Genomic DNA, 20,242 nt, shown 5'->3' on the forward strand with positions numbered 1-20,242 from the left:
CGCGTGCGCGGCCCGCGTCTGACACGAGGTTGAAGTCATGCCACCGGAAAACGATGCCTATCGTCTGGCCGCGCAGGAAGATCGTTGCAGTCCGCGCACACGGCTGACAATCCCGGCGACCTTGCGCGCTTCAGGGGGCCGCGCCTTCCAGAGCGTGGTGCATGACCTGTCGATCTCGGGCTTCTCGGCCTCGTCGATCAACCGCATGTACGAAGGCCAGCTGTGCTGGCTCACCCTGCCCGGCCTCGAATCGCTTCAGGCCGAGGTGGTGTGGTGGGACAACTGCATCGTCGGCTGCGCCTTTTCGGAGCTGCTCAGCCCGATCGTGCACGACAACATCTTGCAGCGCTACAGCAATGTCGGGGTCTACCGGCAGGTGATCTGAGGCAGGCGCGCCGCGCAGTCTATTCGACTTGGGCGGCAACCTTGCGGGCAAGCTCCAGAAACTGCTCGCGCTCCGGCCCGCCGCTGGCTTTGGCCCAGTTGCCGACATAGGCGAAAACGATCTTCTTTTCCGGGAAGATCGTGATCCCCTGTCCGAAGATCCCCTGCGCGCCGTAGGCACCCTGCGGATAGGTCCACCACTGGTAGCCATAACCGAAGCCGCTTTCGCCGAAATCGACAAGGCTGTCGGTCGCTTCGGCAAACCAGTCCGGCGGCACCTCGGCCCCGCCGCCTTCCAGCACGAACTGGCCCATGCGGGCATAGTCGGACAGGCGGATCGAGAGGCAGCACCCGCCGATATTGCCGCCGCGCGGATCGACCATCCAGAACAGCCCACCCTCGAACCCGGCCGCTGCAACGATGTGGTGCTGGGCATATTCGGCGAGCGACATGCCGACCGCATTTTCGACCAGCAGGCCGAGCAGATTGGTCTCGCCGGTCTTGTAAACCCACTTGGTCCCCGGTTCCGCCTCGCGCGGGAGCGCCTTCATCTGCGCGACGATCGCCTCGGGGCCGTAATCGACAACGAAGCGGTTCATCTGCGCCACGTCCGAATTGGGATCGGTGTAGTCCTCGTTCCACTTGACCCCGCTGGTCATGGTGGCCAGCTGCTTGACGGTCACGCCGTCATAGGCGCTGCCCGCAAGGCCGGGGATATAATTGGTCACCGGATCATCGAGGCTGGCGATCTTGCCGTCCTTCACTGCCGCACCCAGCAGGGTCGAGGTGAAGCTCTTGGCGACCGAGAAGCTGGTCCAACGATCCTTGGGGCCCATCCCGAGGCCATAATGCTCGAAGGCGACCTTGCCATCCACCAGCACCATCACGCCTGCAGTGCCGGTGGCCTTCATCAGCGCGGTAATCTCGGCCTGCAAGGCGGGGTTGAGCGGAGTGCCCTTTTCCAGCGGACGGGTGGAGGGCGGCGGAGGCACCTCGTGTCCGGCGAACCACTGCTCCATCGCCCGGAAGCGCTGGCTGCGCTGTTCGTCGCTCCAGAACAGCACCTGAAGTTCAGTCTGGTCACGCGCCGGCGGTTGGGTCAGCGTGACCTCGCCCATGGGCGCGAGCCTGACGTGGGGCGCCTCCTGCGCCACAGCCGGTCCGGATGCCGCTGCCAGCAGTGCCGCCAGCGCCGCGCCCGCAGCCAAGGTTCCGATCCCACGCATCGCATTCTCCCGTCTTGTCTCGTCGGCAACAGGCTTAGGCGGGCGCGGGGCGCGTGGGCAAGCCCTTCAGCTGTCCTTCATTGCCTTCAGCGCCGCCAGCGCGCGTTCGCGGGCGAACTTGTGGGGGACGATCTTGCGCGGATAGCCTGCGGGTCGCTGCCCAAATTGCTCCGGGTCATGGACGTAAGGTTCTTCCAGCCCTTTGAGTTCGGGCACATAGGTGCGGATGTAGCGCGCGGCGTCGAACTTCTCGGATTGCGAAAGCGGCGCCATGATCCGGCTGAACATGTTGGAATCCACCCCCGTCCCCGCGGTCCACTGCCAGTTGGTCGCGTTGGAGGCGTAGTCGGCATCGCACAGCGTATCCCAGAACCACTTTTCCCCCTCGCGCCAGTCGATCAGCAGGTGCTTGATGAGGAAGCTCGCGGTGATCATCCGCACGCGATTGTGCATCCAGCCGGTCTGCCACAGCTGGCGCATTCCGGCATCGACGATCGGGTACCCGGTGCGACCCTGCTGCCATGCCTTGAGATCACGCGCCGCGGCGGGATCGGTGGCGGGATCGCGCCAGGGGAAGCGGTCGAACTCCGCGCGGTAGTTCTGCGTGGCATAGGCAGGGAATTGCAGGATCGCATTGGCCGAATAGTCGCGCCAGATCAGCTCGCCCTCGAACGTCTCCCAGCCCTTGGAGGTATGATGCTTCAAGGCATGCCAGATCTGGATCGGCGAGATTTCGCCGAAATGCAGATGCGGCGAGAGGCGCGAGACCTTGTCAAGGCTGGGGAAATTGCGCTTGTCGTCGTAGTCGTCGACGTCCGCTTCCCAAGCCTTGAGCCGCGCGTGGGCCGCCTCTTCGCCCACTTCCCAGAACGCGCGCATCCCCCCGGCCCAATCGGGCTTCGTCGGAAGCAGGTTCCATGATGCCAGATCGTCCGAAGCGGGCCAGCTGGCGGGGGCTTCGAGCCGGTCGGGCGCGGGGACTTCGGAACGCGGCGGGAATTCGGCGCGCAGGGCGCGGCTGAAGGGGGTGTAGATCTTGTATTGCCCGCCGGTGCCGGTGGTGATGCTGCCGGGCGGCATGAGATAGTTGCCATGGTGCAATTGCAGGTCGAGGCTCTTGGCCAGCTTGCGCTCGGCATTCAGCCACCAGGGTTCGTAATGGCAATTGGCGTGGATCGCGTTCGCGCCGACCTCGTTCGCGAACTTGGTCAGTTCCGCCACCGCCTCCCCGCCCCGTAGGATCAGCTTGCTGCCCCGCGCTTCCAGGCTGCGCGCAAGGCTCGCCAACGAATGATGCAACCACCAGCGCGAGGCCCCGCCATAGGCGTGGTGCCTGGGGCTTTCGTCATCGAGGACATAGACCACCACGACCGGGCCAGCCTTGGCGGCGTGGTAGAGCGCGGGATTGTCGGCAAGACGCAGGTCGCGCCGCAGCCATACGATTTGGGTGTTACTCATGCTGCCCGAAGCGCCTTACCCGGCGGAGAGTTCCACACATTTGACATCCGGCAGCGCGATCGAGAACCGGTCCCGCGCGCGCGGATCGTAGAAGCGGGCGTCGTAGAGAATCACTGAGCCGTCCCGCGCCCGCACCGCAAAGGGCGCGCGCGACCAGAACAGGAAGGCGTCGAGTTGCGAATTGGTGCGGCGGGCTGCGGTGAGGTCGGGCAGCTTGCACTGTGTGGCCTTCGAATTGGCGTAGCCATAGCCGAATGCCAACCCGTTCCAGTGGCTTGAAATCCAGCGACCATCCTCGACCAACGCGATGCGCTCGCGGTTCCAGAAGGCGAACGGCACGGGTGCCGCAATAACCGCGACCGGATAGGGTTCTTGCATTTCGCCGTCAAGGCGTTGGACACTCCACGAAAGGGCTGCATTCGCGCCGATATAGCCCAGTGTCGCCACAATCCCGACGATTGCCGGCCAGCGAAAAGCCGCCCCCGCCTTCTCCCGCCGCCGCGACCACCACACGGTCGCGATCAGCACCGCCCACAGCCACGGGTCGATGATGAACAGCGTGTCGCCATAGAACCACTGCGAGGAGAACGGCTCCAGCAGGCGGATGCCATAGACATTGAGCCAGTCGAAGAAGGGGTGGCTGAGGCACCCGATGAAGGCCATCGCATAGAGCCAGCCGAAGCGCACGGGCAGTCGCGCCTCGGGCCGCGTGCCGCGCTTCATCTGCCAGCGGTCCCAGCCCCACAGCAGCCCCGCCAGAGCCAGCGGCAACAGCACCAGCGCGGGCGGGCCATGGGTGATGCCGCGGCGGAAGGCGAGATGCTCGGTGCCCTCCAGCCAGAAGAAGCACGCCGCGTCCACGTCGGGCAGGTTGGCGCCGATGATCAGCGCCGGCATGGCAAGGCCGGTGGTGCGCTTCAACCCCGCCTGCCCCAGCACCGCGCCGACGAGGCTATGTGTCAGATTGTCCATCGCTTCGCTGGCTAGCGCGCCGCTCATCATCAAGCGAGTGGAAATCCGGCTCTCGCTCGCCTATCGCACCGGCCAGCTAACCGGGAGAGAACCACGATGACCGACGCGCCCTATATCCGCCCCGACATGAAGGCCTTCCTCGACATGATGGCGCAGGTGAACGGGCCGAAGCTTGCGGACATGACTCTGGAAGAGGCACGGCAGTCCTATGTCGCGATGCACAATCTCGCCGACCGCCCGGCGCGTCAGCTCCCGGTGATCCGTGACCTCGCCTGCCCCGGCCCGGCGGGTGACATTCCGCTGCGCCTCTACGACGCGCGCGAAAAGCGCGAGGGGCCGACGCCGGTGATCACCTTCTACCACGGCGGGGGCTTCGTCATCGGCGATCTCGAAACCCACCATGCGCTGTGCACCGAGATCGCCGCGCTGATCGACCTCCCGCTCGTCGCGGTGCATTACGCCCGCGCGCCCGAAGCCCCCTTCCCCGCCGCGATCCTCGATTGCGAGGCGGCGACGCGCTGGGTTGCCTCCAGCCCCGCCGAACTGGGCCGCGCCGCCAGCGGGATCATCACCATGGGCGATTCGGCGGGTGGCAATGCGACTGTGGTGGTGAGCCAGCTGCTTGGGCAGCGCCCCGCCGCCGTCCCTGTGGTGCTGCAAGTCCCGATCTTCCCGCTGGTCGCCGACGCCAACGGCTCGGACAGCATGGCGGCGTTCAGCGAAGGCTTCCTCCTCACCGCCGAGACGATGGCCTTCTTCGATGCCGCCTATGGCGCCGACCGCAACGATCCGCGCGGCTTTCCCATCCTCGCCGACCACTCGGCCGCCCCGCCTACCATCGTCGTCACCGCCAGCCTCGATCCGATCCGCGATTCGGGCCGCGCCTACGCCAAGGCGCTGGTCGATGCCGGGCGCGACGTGGTGTTCCTCGAAATGCGCGGGGTGACGCACAGTTTCATCAATCTCAGGCAGATGGTGCCGAGCACGCAACACGATCTCGAACGCGTGATCGCCGCGATGCAGTTCATGCTGGCCAACCCCGCATGAGCCCCGAAGGCCTGCCCTACCGCCCCTGCGCGGGCTTCATGCTGGTGAACCGCGATGGCCTCGTCTTCGTCGGCCAGCGCGTCGATCCTTCCGCACATGGCTTCTGGCAGATGCCGCAGGGGGGGATCGACAAGGGTGAGGATCCGCGCACGGCGGCCCTGCGCGAGCTTGAGGAGGAAGTCGGGGTTGCGGCGCACCTGGTCGAGGTGATCGCGCAGTCCGCGCAGCCCTATCGCTACGATCTGCCGCCCGAACTTCTGGGCAAGGTCTGGAAGGGCAAGTATCGCGGGCAGGAACAGCACTGGTTCCTTGGCCGCTTCCTCGGCGAGGAGACGGATATCGACCTCGATGCCCACGAGCCGCCCGAATTCAACGCCTGGCGCTGGGTCGCGCCCGAATTGCTGCCAGAGCTGATCGTGCCCTTCAAACGCGATGTCTATGCCGCGCTGGTGGCCGAGTTCGGCAACCTGATCTGAGCGTCAATTGCTCGCCGGCGTGCTCGCTGCGGTTTCAACCGCGAGCCGCGCCGATGGCGCGCGTGCAATGGTGCTCTGCAAGGCCATGGTTTCGGGGCAATTATCGCCGCACAGCGATTGCAGCTTGGCGAGATTGCGCCGCGCCTTCTCAACCGCGCCCTTCTCCACCAGGGCCGCGCCTTCGCCCGAAATCGCGGCGAAATTGCCGGGATCGCGTTCCAGCGCCTCGCGGTAATAGCGGATCGCCTTGCCTTGCAATCCGGTTTTGCGCGCGGCTTCGGCAAGGTCGATGAAGATCGGCGTGTAGCCCGGATCGACCGCCAAAGCGGCCTCGAAGGCATCAACCGCCGCCTCGGTCTGGCCCGCGGCGAGCGCCGCCCGCCCTTGCGCGATCAGCGCAGCGGCGCGCGGATCGGGAACCTGGCTGGCGCCGGCATTGAGCACGCTTGCCGAAATGGCCAGACACAGCGAAAGGGCAGCGGCAGCGGGTGCGAAACGCATCAGAAGCTCCTTCAGCGCAAAAGACCGGGAACCGGAGGGCTGAGCCATAGAGTTCACAATATCATGGCGAACGCAAGCCCGCGACGAAAAAACCATCCGTTGCGTCATGGTATGGGTCAAGTCGCCAGCCCGGCCCATGCGCGCGGCCGAGCGGCATCGCCAGGGCCTCGGCGCGCCAGTCCGGGTGACGCGCGAGGAAGGCGGCGATGCGATCGGCCCCTTCGGCATCGAGCAGCGAGCAGGTGACGAAACTCACCGTCCCGCCAGGCCGCACCAGCTGCGCGGCAAGATCGAGCACATGATCCTGAAGCCGGTTCAGCCGGGCAAGCCCGGCGCGATCGAGTCGCCAGCGTCCCTCGGGGCTGCGCCGCCATGTCCCGCTGCCCGAACAGGGCGCATCGACCAGCACGTGATCGGCCCTGCCGGCAAAGGGGGCAAGCGCCTGCATCTCGCGGCCCGGTTCGAGCAGCACGACTTGATCGATCGCCGCCCCCGCGCGGGCGGCGCGCGGTGCGAGATTGCCGAGCCTGCGCTTGTCGGTATCGGCGGCGATCAGGCTCGCGGCGTTGCCCAGCCTCGCGGCAAGCGCCAGCGTCTTGCCCCCGCCGCCGGCGCACAGGTCGATGATGGTGTCACCGGGGGCGACCGGCAGCGCCTCGACGATCAGCTGGCTGCCGAGGTCCTGCACCTCGATCAGCCCATCCGCATGGGCATCCCACTGTTCGACCGGCGTTCCGGTGGCGAAGCGCAGGCCCTGCGTGCTGGCGAGCGGCTCGCCCGGTTCGGGCAACACCAGGCTTGCACGGTCGGCCTTGAGGGCATTGACACGGATATCGAGCGGCGCGCGCTCGAGCAGCGCGGCGATCGCGGGCCCGCCCAGCCCGGACGCGCGCAAATCGGCGAGGATCCACTTGGCCGCCAGCCCCGTCCTCGCCACCGGCTCGCCCGCGGCACGGGGTGCAGGGCCGTAGGCAGAGCCGTCGAACAGGCTTGCGACGCCCGCATCCTGCGCCGCCACCGCCAGCATCGCCGCGCGCCCGCTTTCGGGCACCGGGCCGCACAGTCGGATTGCGCGATAGACCAGATCGCGCACCGCGCGCCGGTCTTTCGATCCGGCAAAGCGGCGCGCGCGGAAATAGTCGGCGATGATCCGGTCTGCCGGCGCGCCCTGGACACGCGCAGCGGCGATCACGCCATCAAGCAGCTCGATCGCCGCCTGGATTCTGGCGGCCGGGGTCATGCCCCGGTCTCAGCGCGTCGGATAATTGGGCGCCTCGCGGGTGATGGCGACATCGTGGACATGGCTTTCCGAAAGCCCGGCATTGGTGATGCGCACGAATTGCGCGCGCTGCTGCAACTGCGTGATGCTGGCCGAACCGGTATAGCCCATCGCCGCCTTGATCCCGCCGACCAGCTGGTGGATCACGTCGGCTACCGGGCCCTTGAACGGCACCTGGCCTTCGATCCCTTCGGGCACCAGCTTCATCGCCGAGACGTCCTGCTGGAAGTAGCGGTCGGCCGAGCCGCGCGCCATCGCGCCGACCGAGCCCATGCCGCGATAGGCCTTGTAGGAGCGGCCCTGATAAAGGAACACCTCACCAGGGCTCTCGGTGGTGCCGGCCAGCATCGAACCGACCATCACCGAGGACGCACCTGCCGCCAGCGCCTTGGCCGCGTCACCCGAGGTGCGCAGGCCGCCATCGGCAATCACCGGCACGCCCGACTTGGCCGCTTCGGCGGCGCTTTCCATGATCGCGGTGAGCTGCGGCACCCCGACGCCGGCCACCACGCGGGTGGTGCAGATCGAGCCGGGCCCGATCCCGACCTTGACCGCGTCGGCACCAGCATCGACCAGTGCACGGGTCGCTTCGGCGGTGGCGACATTGCCGGCGATCACCTGCACCGCGTTGGAGAGCTTCTTGACCCGCTCGACCGCACGCGCGACTTCGACATTGTGGCCGTGGGCGGTGTCGACCACGATTACGTCGACCTCGGCATCGACCAGCGCCTCGGTTCGGGCGAACCCGGCATCGCCCACCGTGGTCGCCGCCGCAACACGCAGGCGGCCAGCGTTGTCCTTGGTGGCGCTCGGATAATTCACCGCCTTCTCGATATCCTTGACGGTGATGAGGCCGATACAATGGTAGGCATCATCCACCACCAGCAGCTTTTCGATCCGGCGGGCGTGGAGCAGCCGGCGCGCTTCGTCCTGACTGGTGCCGAGCGGCACGGTGGCGAGGTTCTCGGTCGTCATCAGTTCGCGCACCGGCTGCTGCGGGTTCTCGGCAAAGCGCACGTCACGATTGGTGAGAATGCCGACCAGCTTGCCAGCGGCGTCCACCACGGGAATGCCGCTGATCCGGTTGGCCTGCATCAGCGCCTGCGCCTCGCCCAGCGTCGCGTCGGGGCCGATGGTGATGGGGTTGACCACCATCCCGCTCTCGAAACGCTTGACCGCGCGCACCGCGGCGCACTGCGCATCAATATCGAGATTGCGGTGGAGCACCCCGATCCCGCCTAGCTGCGCCATCGCGATCGCCATGTCGGCCTCGGTCACGGTGTCCATCGCCGCGGATAGGATCGGAATGTTAAGCGCGATCTCACGCGTCAGACGAGTCGAGGTGTCGGCCATGCTCGGCAATACGCTGCTCTCCGCCGGGCGGAGCAGCACGTCATCGAAGGTGAGACCGAGCGGGATATCCATGCGTGCCACTTTCTTGCGTTCGGGAGGGGGCATCTCCTCGCGCGGGAGATTCGTGGCGGCCCATGTAACCGCGGTTTGCAGGTTAGGCTAGGGGCGCAGGCCAGCCGGCGCAGAATAGCGCGCGGCATCGGCGAGAATGCGCACCAGCCGCTCGTGCAGCAGCAGGTCGTCGACCGCCCCGCCCAGCTCGATCGTCCCGGCCATATCGGCGGGACGGTGGTAGCGGTGGGCAAGGAAGGGCTGGAGCACCGCCTCGCTGCCGAAGGCGCTCGACAACAGAACCGCGGGCACGCCCCGTTCGAGCAGCACCCAGCCATCCTGCCGGGCAAGGAAACGCTCGGCCAGCGCCTTGTCGCCGATGCTGCGCCCGCTGCGCGCGATTTCGGCGCGGATCACCGTGTCGAGCGGGGTCCGGCCTTCCCCGATGAAGCCTACCGGGCTGCCCTTGGGGGCGAGCGCGAGCATATCGAGATTGAAGGCGGCAAGGATGCTGGACAGCGGCACCGGCGGGGCCTTGGCAAAGGCGCGCACGCCGAGCAGACCGGCCTCTTCCGCGGTGCTGGCCAGAAAATAGATGTCCCGATCGGGCGGCCGGCCGGTCTTCAAGCGCCGCGCCAGTTCGAGCAGCACCGCGAGCCCGCTGGCATTGTCGACCGCGCCATGACAGATTCGCTGCGTCGCATCCGCCGCGCCGCATTCGCCGAGGTGGTCCCAGTGCGCCAGCACCAGCACCGCACCCGATCCCGGCAGCCGGCCTGGTATCATGCCGATGAGGTTGCTGCTGGTGAATTGGTGCCGCTCGGCGGTGGCTTCGATGCTGATCGCCAGCTGGATCTCGATCGGGGTGAAATCGGGCTCGTCGCTGCGCGCCTTGAGTCGCTCCCAGTTGGCCTTGCCCAGCACCTGCGCCAGCGCGCTGTCGGTGACATAGGCCGTGAGCGTATCGACCTCCTCGCTCGCCAGCTGCACGCTTTCCCCTTCGCGCGCGGCGCGCAGTTCGGCGAGGGCTGCGGCATCGGGCAGCACGGTGATCACCGCCGTCGCCCGGTCGCGGTAGGGATCGGCCATGCGCGAAGGCTCGCGCCCCTCGGCCCCGAGCAGCACCACCATCGCGCCCGCCACGGTTTCGGGCGCGACCGGCCCTTCCCCGCGCCCGACGAACACCACCGGCACGCCCGTGGCCGGCCCGCCGGCCGCAAGCGCACGGCGGCGGCGGGTATAGACCACGCCCTCTGCCTCGGGCACCACCAGCGCAGTGCGCCCGCGCGCAAGGATCAGCTTGCCCGAAAGGGGCCTGACCGCCACCAGATCGACCGGCATCCGCCAATAGGAGCCGGGATCGCCCGTGCCCGACAGCAGGCCAACCTCGCCAAAACGCTGTTCGAGATAGGCGAGCGTTTTCTCTTCGCCCGGTGTGCCCGGCCTGCGCCCGGCGAAATCGTCGCTCGCCAGCACCGCGATATCGGCCGATAGCCGCGCGGCGATGGCAGAACGTTCGGGAGCCGGGACACTGCCGAGCGGCGCGCGGGCACAGGCGGCCAGCATCAGGCTCGCCAGCAAGGTCACCAGCAGCCGGATGCGCAGCGCGCTCATTCGGCGGTCCATCCCCCGTCGATGGCGTAATTCGCGCCGGTGATGTTGCGCGCCGCATCGCTGCACAGGAACACCGCCAGCGCGGCGACATCCTCGGGAGTGACGAAACTCCTGGTCGGCTGCTTGGCGAGCAGCACCTCGTTCAGCACCTGCTCGCGCGTCATGCCGCGCGCGGCCATGGTGTCGGGAATCTGGTTCTCGACCAGCGGGGTCCAGACATAGCCCGGACTGATGCAATTGGCGGTGATGCCATGGGTGGCAAGTTCGAGCGCGATCGTCTTGGTGAAACCCGCAATGGCGTGCTTGGCCGCGACATAGGCGCTCTTGTAGGGCGAGGCGACCAGCGAATGCGCGCTCGCGGTGGCGATGATCCGTCCCCAGCCCTTGGCCTTCATCCCCGGCACGGCCAGGCGCGTGGTATGGAACGCCGCCGACAGGTTGAGGGCGATGATCGCGTCCCACTTGTCCGGCGGGAAATCCTCGACCGGCGCAACGTGCTGCATCCCGGCATTGTTGACGAGAATGTCGATCGGGCCGATGTCGGCCATCATCGCCGCAATCTCGTCCGGCTTCATCAGGTTTGCGCCATTGTAGCTCGCGCCCAGTTCCTGACAAAGCTGCGCGATTTCTTCGGGATTGCCGAGCCCGTTGAGAATTACCTCGGCCCCCTCGGCAGCCAGCGCACGCGCGATTGCCAGTCCGATTCCCGAGGTCGAGCCGGTCACCAGGGCGCGCTTTTCCTTGAGCATTGGCGGCAACTCCTGCACTTGTACGGGTATTGGCAATCGCTTTTGCCGCGCCGCAAGCGGCTGTCCAGCGATTTGCGCGAAGGTAAGGAAACGCGATGCGGCTGGGGCCCTATGACAGTTCGGATATCGAGGTGCGTTCAAGCGGTGGCGGCGGGATGCGCCGCGCGGGCGGGATCGGCTGCGGTACAATCGTGATCGCGCTCATCGGCGCGCTGGTGTTCGGCCTCGATCCGATGCAGACCATCGGCATGGTCGAAAGCGTCCAGCAGCAGGCCGCCCCCGGCAGCACGAGCAGCGCGAGCGACATGAGCGAGGCGGAGGTCTGCGCCGCCAGCGAATATGCCGGCGAGGCCTGCGCCGCACTCGCCAGCCTCAACGCCACCTGGCAGGCCGTCTTTGAACGCGCGGGCATCGCGTTCCAGCGCCCGGTGCTCGATCTCTACCGCGATGGCCGCGTGACGACCGAGGGCTGCGGCAGCGCCACATCGGCGGTGGGGCCGTTCTACTGCCCGGCTGACAAGGGCATCTATATCGACACCAGCTTCTACGACCAGCTCGCCCAGATGTCGGGCACGGGCGGCGATTTCGCGCGGCTTTACGTGATCGCGCATGAATATGGCCACCACGTCCAGAACATCACCGGGCTTTCGGCGCAGGTGCGCAAGCAACAGCAGCGCAATCCCGCCGCCGCCAATCGCCTGCAGGTGGCGATGGAATTGCAGGCCGATTGCTATGCCGGGATGTGGGCGGGCCGCAACCGCGACCGGATCGAGCCGGGCGATCTGGAGGAAGGTCTCGCCGCCGCCAGCGCCATCGGCGACGATACCCTGCAACGCAATGCCGGCCAGCGCGTCAATCCCGAAAGCTTCACCCACGGCACCAGCCGTCAGCGCATGGCCGCTCTGCGTCTGGGCCTTGAAAGCAAGGACGATACCGCCTGTGACGTATTCTTCGAAAACGGCTAGGCTTCTGCTCGCCGCCGCCCTGATCGCGCCCTTGCCCGCAGCCGCGCAGGTGGTGCCCGAGCCCGACGCGGCCGAAGTCGCCAAGACCCCGCTGCGCGATCTCAACCTCGACGCGCGCGACATTCCCGAGCTGCTCAAACAGGCGATGGAGAACCCCTACGCGACCGCGCGGCTGAAGAGCTGCAACGCGATCATCGCCGACATCGCCGAACTCGATGAGGTGCTGGGCGCGGATTACGACATTGCCGAGGCAAGCGAGGGCGGCGGGATCAATGTCGGGCGGATCGGGCAGAAGGTGGTGGGCTCGATCATTCCCTTTCGCGGCATCCTGCGCGAAGTGACGGGCGCGGCCGATGCCGACCGCGCCCTGCGCGCCGCCTTTACTGCGGGAATGGTGCGGCGCGGGTTCCTGAAAGGTCTGGGGCTGGGCCGTGGGTGCAGGTATCCCGCCCGGCCCAAACCCCTGCCCAGATCGAAGTAAGGCTGCTCAGCCTTCCTTCTCGCTCCACCGGACGATCGCACGGTCAAGCTCCCTGAGAATTCGCTGGCGCGTTTGCTCCGGGATATCGCGATTGGCGGCAATCTCGTCGCGCGCTTGTTTCAGTCCCCTGCGCGCGGAGGCATAAATGCGCCGCTCGCAAATGGTCACGGTGCTCGTCCCGTCGGCGTGCTCGGTGGTTTCGGCGGGCTCGTCGCTGCCCGGACGGCATTCGCGTTTGACGACCACCCGGGCCTGCTGGCTTGCCGCTGTGGCTGCGGCGCGGGCTGCTTCGGCCTCGGCCATGGCCTCGCTGACGATCCGCGGCATGTCGGCCAGCGCGCGGTCAGCCTCCGCCAGCCCCTGGCGCAGTTCGGCCAGCATCTTCTCCTGATCGGCGCGGCGCGCTTCGGCCAAGGCCTTCAGCTCGGCAGCCTGCGCAGCGCGGTCGCCATGACCGCGGAACACCATCCGCACGCGCTTTTCCTTGCCGTCCTCGCCGCGGACTACGCGCTCGATCACTTCGACCTTCCCGTCCTTGCCTTCCGGGGCATCGGGATCGATCGCGAGGATCGCTTCGATCGCCGGCTGCGCGGGGGGCGCGGGCGGCTCCGGGGCCTCGGGCGGCGCCGGGGGTGAAGGCGGGGCGGGCGGTGCCGGGGGCGCAGGCGGTGCCGGAGGCACGGGCGGCTTGGGCAGCGTCGGCGCGGCCTCGCCGGCAGCATAGCTGACCGTGGCGGTCAACGGCAGCGCGAGCAGGCCGAGGCCCAGCATCGCGCGGCCAGCCAGACGGCGGCGGGGTGAAATGTGCGACATCCTCAGGCTCCTCAATCGTTCTATGATGGATTTCTCGCCAAGCACGGGGCACGCCATCGGCGCGGCCAGAGCAAGGTTGGGGCCGGCCGCGAATCCGGCGATCAGGCGGGCATAGGCGGCCCGCTCCTCGGCGCTGCGGCGGGCGATCACGCGGGCATCGCAGGCCGCCTCCTGATCGCGCCGCAGCGCCAGCCAGCCATAGTGCCCGAGCGGGGTGAACCAGTGCAGCGCGAAAAGCGGCTGAACCACGACATTGACCAGCAGATCAAGCCCGCGGTGATGCGCCAGCTCGTGCGCCAGCGCGAGATCGCGCGCGCGCCGGTCATGCAGGGCCATGAAGCCCGGCGGCAGCGCGATCACCGGATCGAGCACCCCGAAGGCAAGCGGGGCAAGCGTGCCGGGGGTCTCGACCAGCCGGATCGGCCCCAGCGGCCCGGAAGCTCTGCCGACCTCGCGCGCGTCGGCCAGCAGCTGTTCGCGCAGCGCGAAATAGGCGGTGAAGCGACGGATCAGGAACACCCCCGCCCCGCCCAGCCACACCGCCAGCAGGATTTCCGCAAGCGGCAGGGTGCCCAACCAAGCGAGGAAATCGAAAGCCGGTTCGGGCGGCGGCGGGGCGGCCACGCTGAAGGTGGCTGGCACGCTCTCGGCCTGCCAGGCGAGCGGCTCGACGAGCGTGGCGCGCGTGGCCTCGCTCGGAGCGGGGTGCGGCGCGAGCTGCGACAGCAGCGGGTCGGCCGGGGCCATCCATGCCGGCAGGGTCAGCGGCGGCAGCACCAGCCGCAGCACCGGCAAGGCCCACAGCGCATAGGCATATTGCGGCCCGAAGGTGCGGGCCACCGGACGGCGCAGCACCAGCACCAAAGCGATCAGCGCGCCGCTCCAGGCGAGCGTTTCCAGCACTGCCACGCTCATGGCCTAAGCTCCTTGAGCAGCGCCTCGATTTCGGCGAGGTCATCCTCGGTAAGCGCCTCGGTCTCGGCCAGATGGGCAACCAGCGAGGCCGCGCTGCCACCGAACAGCCGGTCGACCAGCCGCCGGGATTCGCCCCCGACATAGGCGGCACGTTCGATCAGCGGCGAATAGAGATAGCGCCGCCCGTCCGGCTCGGCGGCAATTGCGCCCTTCTGGACAAGGCGGGACAGCAGGGTCTTGACGGTGGCGGGGCTCCAGCCCCGCGCGGCGCAGACTTCCTCGCAGACCTCGGCCGCGGTGCGGCGCGGGCGTTGCCACAGCACGTCCATCACCGCCAGCTCGGCCTCGGTGATGCGCTCGTGGACCGGTTCCTCGGTGCTGTTCACGAAGGGGCCTCCCTCAAGCTTGATTACATCTGTAGTCATCACGACTACGGCTGTAAACATTGCCACCCGATGAACCGCGCGCCTGCCCGCTTGCGCCTCGACGAAGCGCCGATATGTTCGGACCAATGATGTTGCGCGCCGCCTTCTCCGCTCTGCTTGCCGCCCTTGCCGCGCCCGCGCTGGCGCAGAGCGAAAGCTTCCTGCCGCTGACCGAGCCGATCGAGCTTGCCCCGGGCGAGCCGGACAGGCAGGTCGGCGCGCTCATCTACCGCGGCGGCGTGGCGATCGCGCCCGACAAGGCCGGGATCGGCGGCATTTCGGGCCTCGAATGGTACGACGGGAAGCTCTACGCCGTCACCGATGACGGGCGCTGGCTGGTGCTGACGCCGGAGGATGTGCAGGGCCGGCTGGTCGATGTTTCCGCAGTGACCCTCGCCCCGCTCCTCGACGCGAAGGGCAGAAGGCTCGGCTCCAAGGAGCGCGGCGATGCCGAGGCGATCACCCGAACGGGGGACGGGACATGGCTGGTCGCCTTCGAGCAGGAGCACCGCATCTGGCGCTATCCCGCCCTCGATGGCGCGGCGGCCGGCGGCGAGAGCGGCGCGGCGGCGCTGGTGGCGGGGGCAGAACCCAATCGCGGGATCGAAACCCTTGCCGGCTTTGCCGAAGGCCTGCTGGCTTGCGGCGAATGGGCCGATCCGGCGCGCCCCAACTGCCTGCGCATTACCGCGACCGGGTCCACGCCGTTCCACCTCGCCGTGCCCGAGGGGATTGCCGCCGCCGGGGGCGTGCCGAGCGATGCCGCCTGCAGCCTTGAGGGCACCTGTTACGTCCTGTTGCGCAGCTACAACCCCGGCGAAGGCAACCGCGCGGCAATCGTCAGGCTTGCGCCCGACAATGCTGCAACCACACTTGCCGTGCTCGCCCCGCCGCTCACGCTCGACAATTTCGAGGGGCTGGCGCTGCGCGAGGAGCCGGAGGGCAGCTTCCTCTATCTCGTCTCGGACGACAATTTCCACAATTGCGACAACGACCCCACACCCGGCTGCCAGCGCACCTTGCTGATGAAGTTCCTGATCGATGGCACCCAGCCCTTGGCCAGCCCGGGAGGGCAGGTCATCGCCGCCGTTCCGCCCACCCCCGCAACCGGTCGACCGGGCAAACGCCCCTTCCCCGAGGCCGCGAGCGTCAGCGTGGTGCTGTCCACCGAACTGGGCGATATCACCATCGCGCTCGAAACCGAGCGTGCGCCGATCACCGCCGGCAACTTCCTGCGCTATGTTGATGAAAAGCGTCTCGACGGCACGGTCTTCTACCGCGCAATGCGATTGGACCGGGCGCCGCGCCCCAACGGATTGCTGCAGGGCGGCACCCAGTTCGATCCCAAGCGCATCCTGCCGCCCATCCCGCACGAGCCGACGACGCAGACCGGGCTGACCCACACCCACGGCGCGCTGTCGATGGCAATGGGCGAGCCTGGCAGCGCCAACGGCGATTTCTCTATCATGATCGAGGACCAGACCGGCCTCGACGCCGATCCATCCGCGAGCGATCCGGTTTGGAAGCACGGCTATGCGGTGTTCGGCTATGTCACGGACGGGATGGACGTGGTCGCGGCGATCCACGCCACCGCGATCGATCCTAACAAGGGCGAAGGCTGGATGAAGGGCGAGATGTTGGCGAGGCCGGTGAAGATCATTTCTGCCCGGCGCGTGCCGGCGCGATAAAATCCGCCGGATCGAAGGCCGGGCGGCCCACCGGCGCGCTGGCGATGCGGGGCATGTGCGCTTCGATCTGCGCCAGCCAGCCCTTGGCCTCGGCGCCGATGCTGACCTGCGGGAGCGAGGCGAGGAAGCGTGCCCGGGTTTCCCATTCCGCGACCGAACGCCCGGCCATCTTCGCCGCCTCTTCGAGGCTGACCGGCTGGCGCAGTGCGCGGTTGATCAGCGCATCGCCGAAGAAGGTCCAGTCGTTCTCGGCGGCGCAGCCGAAGGAAGTGCGCGTCGCAGCCGCCGCGGTGAGGATCGCGGTGTCGGGGCTGGCGAGCACCGGCACAAACACCCCAGAATGGCAGGCCGAGAGGATCAGCACCCGCCGCCGGATACCCGCCTCCTCCAGCGCCGCCTTGAGCCGCGCGGGGCTGAGGATGCCGTAGCCGGTGTCGCCGTAGTGATAGACCAGGCCGATATCAGCGCCGTGGCTGGTGGTATAGAGCACCAGCACGTCCTCCGAAGGATCCATCAGGCTCCCGATGTGGGAAAGCGCGAGCGCCAGCGCGGATATCGAGCCGTGGGGGGCATCGTCGCGCACCCCGTCCGGCCCGGCAAGCACCAGCATGCGCCCCTCGGCCCGGTAACGCGCCCCCAACACCCGCGCCGCCTCGCGCGCCTCGCGCGCGAAGACCGGATCGCTATCGAGCGCGACGGTGACGACGAAGGCATCCGGCGTGCCGGGGGTGTGGGGCCGAATCGCGGCCAGCGCGCTATCGAGCCGGCGCTGTTGGTCGCGCAAGGTTGCGGCGGACACCCCGCGCTGCAATTCCGGCCCGGCCTCGAAACTCGTCCGCCGCTCGATCCGGCTCTCCCCGCTGCCGAGATCGGGAAACGGCGCGGTGTGCGGCGGCGGCTGGAAAGGATTGGCGGGCGCGGACTGGGCCAAGCAAGGAGGTCGCACCGGAGCCGCAAGGAATAGCGCAAAAAGCCCAGCGATGATCCAGCCCCTGTTCATCGCGGGCGAAGCTGCCTCTGCGTGCCCCCAGCGTCAAGCCGCCATTGTCCAGATGCACCAAAACCAAAGGCCCGATCCCGAAAGAGGACCGGGCCTTCGATTTCATTCGCCGAAACGCTGGATCAATACACCCGCGCCTTCGGCTCGATATAGGCGATATCGTCGGTCAGCGTGTAATCGTGGACCGGGCGGTAATCGATCCGGATATTGCCGCCGCGCCCGCCCCAGCCATCGAACCAGGCGATGGTGTGCTTCATCCATTCCTTGTCATTGCGCTCGGGGTAGTCCTCGTGCGCGTGGGCGCCGCGGCTTTCCTTGCGGTTGGCGGCGCTGGCCATGGTGACATTGGCCTGGGCCATGAGATTGTCGAGCTCGAGTGTCTCGATCAGATCGGAGTTCCAGATCAGCGAACGGTCGGTGACATGGATGTCCTCCATCCGCTTGTTCTGTTCGGCCAGCTTGGCCACGCCCTCGTCCATCAGCTTCTGGTCGCGGAACACGGCGCAGTGCTTTTGCATCGCCTTCTGCATCTCCGCGCGGATCTGCGCGGTGGGCGAGCCACCATTGGCGTAGCGGAAGTGATCGAGCCGGGTCAGCGCGAAATCGGCGCTGTCGGCGGGCAGCTCGGGCTGCTTGGCGTTGGGCTTGAGGTTGTCACGCAGGTGGTGGCCGGTCGCACGGCCGAACACCACGAGGTCGATCAGCGAGTTCGAGCCGAGGCGGTTGGCCCCGTGCACCGAAACGCAGGCCGCCTCGCCCACGGCATAGAGGCCGGGAATGACGGTATCCGGATTGCCGTCCGGTCCCAGTGTCACGACCTGCCCATGGTAGTTACACGGAATGCCGCCCATGTTGTAATGCACCGTCGGGGTGACGGGCAGCGGCTGTTTGGTGAGATCGACCCCGGCGAAGATCTTGCCGCTTTCGGTGATGCCCGGCAGGCGCTCGGCCAGCACCTTGGGATCGATGTGATCGAGGTGGAGGTAGATGTGATCGCCCTCCGGCCCGACGCCGCGGCCCTCGCGGATCTCGAGCGCCATCGAACGGCTCACCACGTCGCGGCTGGCGAGGTCTTTCGCGCTCGGCGCGTAGCGCTCCATGAAGCGCTCGCCCTCGGAGTTGGTGAGATAGCCCCCCTCCCCGCGCGCGCCTTCGGTGATCAGCACGCCCGCGCCGTAGATACCGGTGGGGTGGAACTGCACGAATTCCATGTCCTGCAGCGGCAAGCCGGCGCGCAGCACCATCCCGCCACCGTCGCCAGTGCAGGTGTGGGCCGAGGTGGCGGTGTAGTAGCAGCGCCCGTACCCGCCGGTCGCCAGCACCACGCTCTGCGCGCGGAAGCGATGGATCGTGCCGTCATCGAGGCACATCGCCATCACCCCGACGCATTGCTTCACCCCGTCCCGCTCGGACATGATCAGATCGAGCGCGAAATATTCGATGAAGAAGTCCGCGTCATACTTCAGGCTTTGCTGATAGAGGGCATGAAGCATGGCATGGCCGGTGCGGTCGGCCGCGGCGCAGGTGCGCTGCACTGGCGGGCCGGCGCCCATGTTCTGCATGTGCCCGCCGAACGGGCGCTGGTAGATCGTGCCATCGGGATTGCGGCTGAAAGGAACGCCCGCGTGTTCGAGTTCATAGACCGCCGCCGGGGCCTCGCGCGCGAGGTATTCGATCGCATCCTGATCGCCCAGCCAGTCCGAACCCTTGACAGTGTCATACATGTGCCAGGTCCAGTGGTCGGGACTGTTGTTGCCGAGCGAGGCGGCGATCCCGCCCTGGGCAGCAACCGTGTGCGAACGGGTGGGGAAGACCTTGGAGATGTTGGCGGTGCGCAGGCCCGCCTCGGCCGCGCCCATGGTCGCGCGCAGGCCCGAACCGCCCGCGCCCACCACCACCACGTCATAGGTGTGATCGACGATTGTGTAGGCGCCCTTCAGATGCGCGCCTCCCACATCATTGGCGGTTCCCTTGGGTGCTGCGGTAGCCATCAGGCCTTACCTCCGAATGCGAGCGCGGCGACGCTGAAAATCCCGTAGGCGCCGCCGCCGATGGTTGCGAGGTTGAGCGCGAGGAGCGCTCCGAACTTGGTGCCGGTGTCGTGCAGATAGTCCTCGATCAGCACCTGCAGGCCGAGCCTTGCGTGCCAGAACAGGCTGAACACCAGCAGGATCATCGCGGTCGCGTTGAACGGATGCGCGAGCCACTTGGTGATGGTGGCATGGCCATAATCCCCGAGCATGACGAGGCTGACCAGCAGCCAGCTCATCAGCACCAGATTGCCCACCGCGGTAAAGCGCTGCACCAGCCAGTGATGCGCGCCGTGATGCGCTGCGCCCAAGCCGCGGACGCGGCCGATGGAAGTTCCGTTACCCATGTGTCGTCCCCTTACCTGATCAGGATAACGGCCCAGAAGGCCGCGGTAAGAACAACCGCGATCACCGGCGAGGCGATCGACCACAGGCGGTTGGTGTTGAGTTCGTAGCCGGCACCTATATCGAGCACGAAATGGCGAAGCCCGCTCATCAGGTGGGTGAAGAATGCCCAGGAGAGCCCGACCAGCACGATCATTCCCGGGACCGAGCCCATGATCCGCTGGAAGCTGCCATAGGCTTCCGGCCCGCCCGCGAGCGCACCAAGCCACCACACCAGCACTCCCAGCCCGACCAGCGCCATCCCGTCACCGGTCGCGCGGTGCAGGATCGAAACGAGCATGTGCGGCCCCCAGCGCCAGATCTGGAGATGGGGCGAAAGCGGTCTTTGGTTCATGATGATACCGTCGTGTCCCTGTTGGTCGCATCCCATCTAGCGCGGATGTCGGCTGAGGCAAGCGGCGACATAGTGG

The 20,242-nt window shown here is 67.5% G+C and carries 20 protein-coding genes; 6 read left to right on the forward strand and 14 right to left on the reverse strand.

Annotated features, from left to right (window positions below):
* Positions 1–37: 37 nt before the first annotated feature.
* Positions 38–385 carry a PilZ domain-containing protein gene (locus BZF61_RS03325; protein WP_086617237.1) on the forward strand — a complete coding sequence of 116 codons (348 nt, stop codon included), beginning with the start codon at positions 38–40 and terminating at the stop codon, positions 383–385.
* A gap of 19 nt (positions 386–404) precedes the next feature.
* Here BZF61_RS03325 and BZF61_RS03330 read toward each other — a convergent pair whose 3' ends face one another.
* The 3 genes from BZF61_RS03330 to BZF61_RS03340 form a co-directional block, all read right to left on the reverse strand.
* Positions 405–1,610, reverse strand: a complete 1,206-nt coding sequence (locus tag BZF61_RS03330; protein WP_086617238.1) for a serine hydrolase — start codon at positions 1,608–1,610, stop codon at positions 405–407.
* Positions 1,611–1,676: 66 nt separating this feature from the next.
* On the reverse strand, positions 1,677–3,068 hold the full coding sequence (locus BZF61_RS03335) for a cryptochrome/photolyase family protein (RefSeq protein ID WP_086617239.1): 1,392 nt from the start codon (positions 3,066–3,068) through the stop codon (positions 1,677–1,679).
* Between the two features lie 15 nt (positions 3,069–3,083).
* A complete protein-coding gene (locus tag BZF61_RS03340) occupies positions 3,084–4,067 on the reverse strand; it encodes a metal-dependent hydrolase (RefSeq protein ID WP_342742780.1) in 984 nt (327 codons plus the stop codon).
* 69 nt (positions 4,068–4,136) lie between these two features.
* On the opposite strand from BZF61_RS03340, the gene BZF61_RS03345 reads away from it, so the two are divergent.
* Positions 4,137–5,087, forward strand: coding sequence for an alpha/beta hydrolase (locus tag BZF61_RS03345; protein ID WP_086617240.1), 951 nt, complete (start codon positions 4,137–4,139; stop codon positions 5,085–5,087).
* A complete protein-coding gene (locus BZF61_RS03350) occupies positions 5,084–5,563 on the forward strand; it encodes an RNA pyrophosphohydrolase (protein WP_086617241.1) in 480 nt (159 codons plus the stop codon). The genes BZF61_RS03345 and BZF61_RS03350 overlap by 4 nt, the downstream gene beginning before the upstream one ends.
* Positions 5,564–5,566: 3 nt before the next feature.
* Here BZF61_RS03350 and BZF61_RS03355 read toward each other — a convergent pair whose 3' ends face one another.
* From BZF61_RS03355 to BZF61_RS03375, 5 genes are all read right to left on the reverse strand, one after another.
* Entirely contained in the window at positions 5,567–6,064 is a 498-nt protein-coding gene (locus tag BZF61_RS03355) for a tetratricopeptide repeat protein (RefSeq protein WP_245804489.1), read from the reverse strand.
* A gap of 61 nt (positions 6,065–6,125) precedes the next feature.
* Positions 6,126–7,304 (reverse strand): RsmB/NOP family class I SAM-dependent RNA methyltransferase, encoded by a 1,179-nt coding sequence (locus tag BZF61_RS03360; protein ID WP_086617243.1) that lies wholly within the window; start codon positions 7,302–7,304, stop codon positions 6,126–6,128.
* A 9-nt stretch (positions 7,305–7,313) separates the two neighbouring features.
* Complete coding sequence (gene guaB / locus BZF61_RS03365; RefSeq protein ID WP_086617244.1) at positions 7,314–8,768, reverse strand: IMP dehydrogenase; 1,455 nt, start codon at positions 8,766–8,768, stop codon at positions 7,314–7,316.
* A gap of 87 nt (positions 8,769–8,855) precedes the next feature.
* The gene (locus BZF61_RS03370; protein WP_086617245.1) at positions 8,856–10,361 is read right to left on the reverse strand and encodes a M28 family peptidase; all 1,506 of its coding nucleotides are present in this window, start codon (positions 10,359–10,361) and stop codon (positions 8,856–8,858) included.
* Positions 10,358–11,110 (reverse strand): 3-hydroxybutyrate dehydrogenase, encoded by a 753-nt coding sequence (locus tag BZF61_RS03375; RefSeq protein ID WP_086617246.1) that lies wholly within the window; start codon positions 11,108–11,110, stop codon positions 10,358–10,360. Before BZF61_RS03375 ends, BZF61_RS03370 begins: the two co-directional genes overlap by 4 nt.
* Positions 11,111–11,205: 95 nt before the next feature.
* On the opposite strand from BZF61_RS03375, the gene ypfJ reads away from it, so the two are divergent.
* A complete protein-coding gene (gene ypfJ / locus BZF61_RS03380) occupies positions 11,206–12,075 on the forward strand; it encodes a KPN_02809 family neutral zinc metallopeptidase (RefSeq protein WP_086617247.1) in 870 nt (289 codons plus the stop codon).
* 52 nt (positions 12,076–12,127) lie between these two features.
* Positions 12,128–12,556 (forward strand): hypothetical protein, encoded by a 429-nt coding sequence (locus BZF61_RS03385; RefSeq protein ID WP_245804490.1) that lies wholly within the window; start codon positions 12,128–12,130, stop codon positions 12,554–12,556.
* Between the two features lie 6 nt (positions 12,557–12,562).
* Here the strand turns inward: BZF61_RS03385 and BZF61_RS03390 are convergent, their stop codons facing one another.
* On the reverse strand, positions 12,563–14,284 hold the full coding sequence (locus BZF61_RS03390) for a M56 family metallopeptidase (protein ID WP_086617248.1): 1,722 nt from the start codon (positions 14,282–14,284) through the stop codon (positions 12,563–12,565).
* The gene (locus BZF61_RS03395; RefSeq protein ID WP_281251519.1) at positions 14,281–14,670 is read right to left on the reverse strand and encodes a BlaI/MecI/CopY family transcriptional regulator; all 390 of its coding nucleotides are present in this window, start codon (positions 14,668–14,670) and stop codon (positions 14,281–14,283) included. The genes BZF61_RS03390 and BZF61_RS03395 overlap by 4 nt, the downstream gene beginning before the upstream one ends.
* A 125-nt stretch (positions 14,671–14,795) precedes the next feature.
* On the opposite strand from BZF61_RS03395, the gene BZF61_RS03400 reads away from it, so the two are divergent.
* Positions 14,796–16,397 carry an esterase-like activity of phytase family protein gene (locus tag BZF61_RS03400; RefSeq protein WP_158094048.1) on the forward strand — a complete coding sequence of 534 codons (1,602 nt, stop codon included), beginning with the start codon at positions 14,796–14,798 and terminating at the stop codon, positions 16,395–16,397.
* Here the strand turns inward: BZF61_RS03400 and BZF61_RS03405 are convergent.
* From BZF61_RS03405 to sdhC, 4 genes are all read right to left on the reverse strand, one after another.
* Positions 16,366–17,328 (reverse strand): C13 family peptidase, encoded by a 963-nt coding sequence (locus tag BZF61_RS03405; RefSeq protein WP_245804491.1) that lies wholly within the window; start codon positions 17,326–17,328, stop codon positions 16,366–16,368. The genes BZF61_RS03400 and BZF61_RS03405 overlap by 32 nt on opposite strands.
* Before the next feature lie 191 nt (positions 17,329–17,519).
* Entirely contained in the window at positions 17,520–19,388 is a 1,869-nt protein-coding gene (gene sdhA, locus BZF61_RS03410; RefSeq protein WP_086617252.1) for a succinate dehydrogenase flavoprotein subunit, read from the reverse strand.
* Positions 19,388–19,774, reverse strand: a complete 387-nt coding sequence (gene sdhD, locus BZF61_RS03415) for a succinate dehydrogenase, hydrophobic membrane anchor protein (RefSeq protein WP_086617253.1) — start codon at positions 19,772–19,774, stop codon at positions 19,388–19,390. Before sdhD ends, sdhA begins: the two co-directional genes overlap by 1 nt.
* An 11-nt stretch (positions 19,775–19,785) precedes the next feature.
* Positions 19,786–20,166: a succinate dehydrogenase, cytochrome b556 subunit gene (gene sdhC / locus BZF61_RS03420; RefSeq protein ID WP_086617431.1), complete on the reverse strand. Its 381-nt coding sequence runs from the start codon at positions 20,164–20,166 to the stop codon at positions 19,786–19,788.
* Between the last annotated feature and the right edge of the window lie 76 nt (positions 20,167–20,242).

The sequence above is a fragment of the Erythrobacter tepidarius genome (assembly GCF_002155695.1).
In the GTDB taxonomy this organism is placed as follows: domain Bacteria; phylum Pseudomonadota; class Alphaproteobacteria; order Sphingomonadales; family Sphingomonadaceae; genus Erythrobacter; species Erythrobacter tepidarius.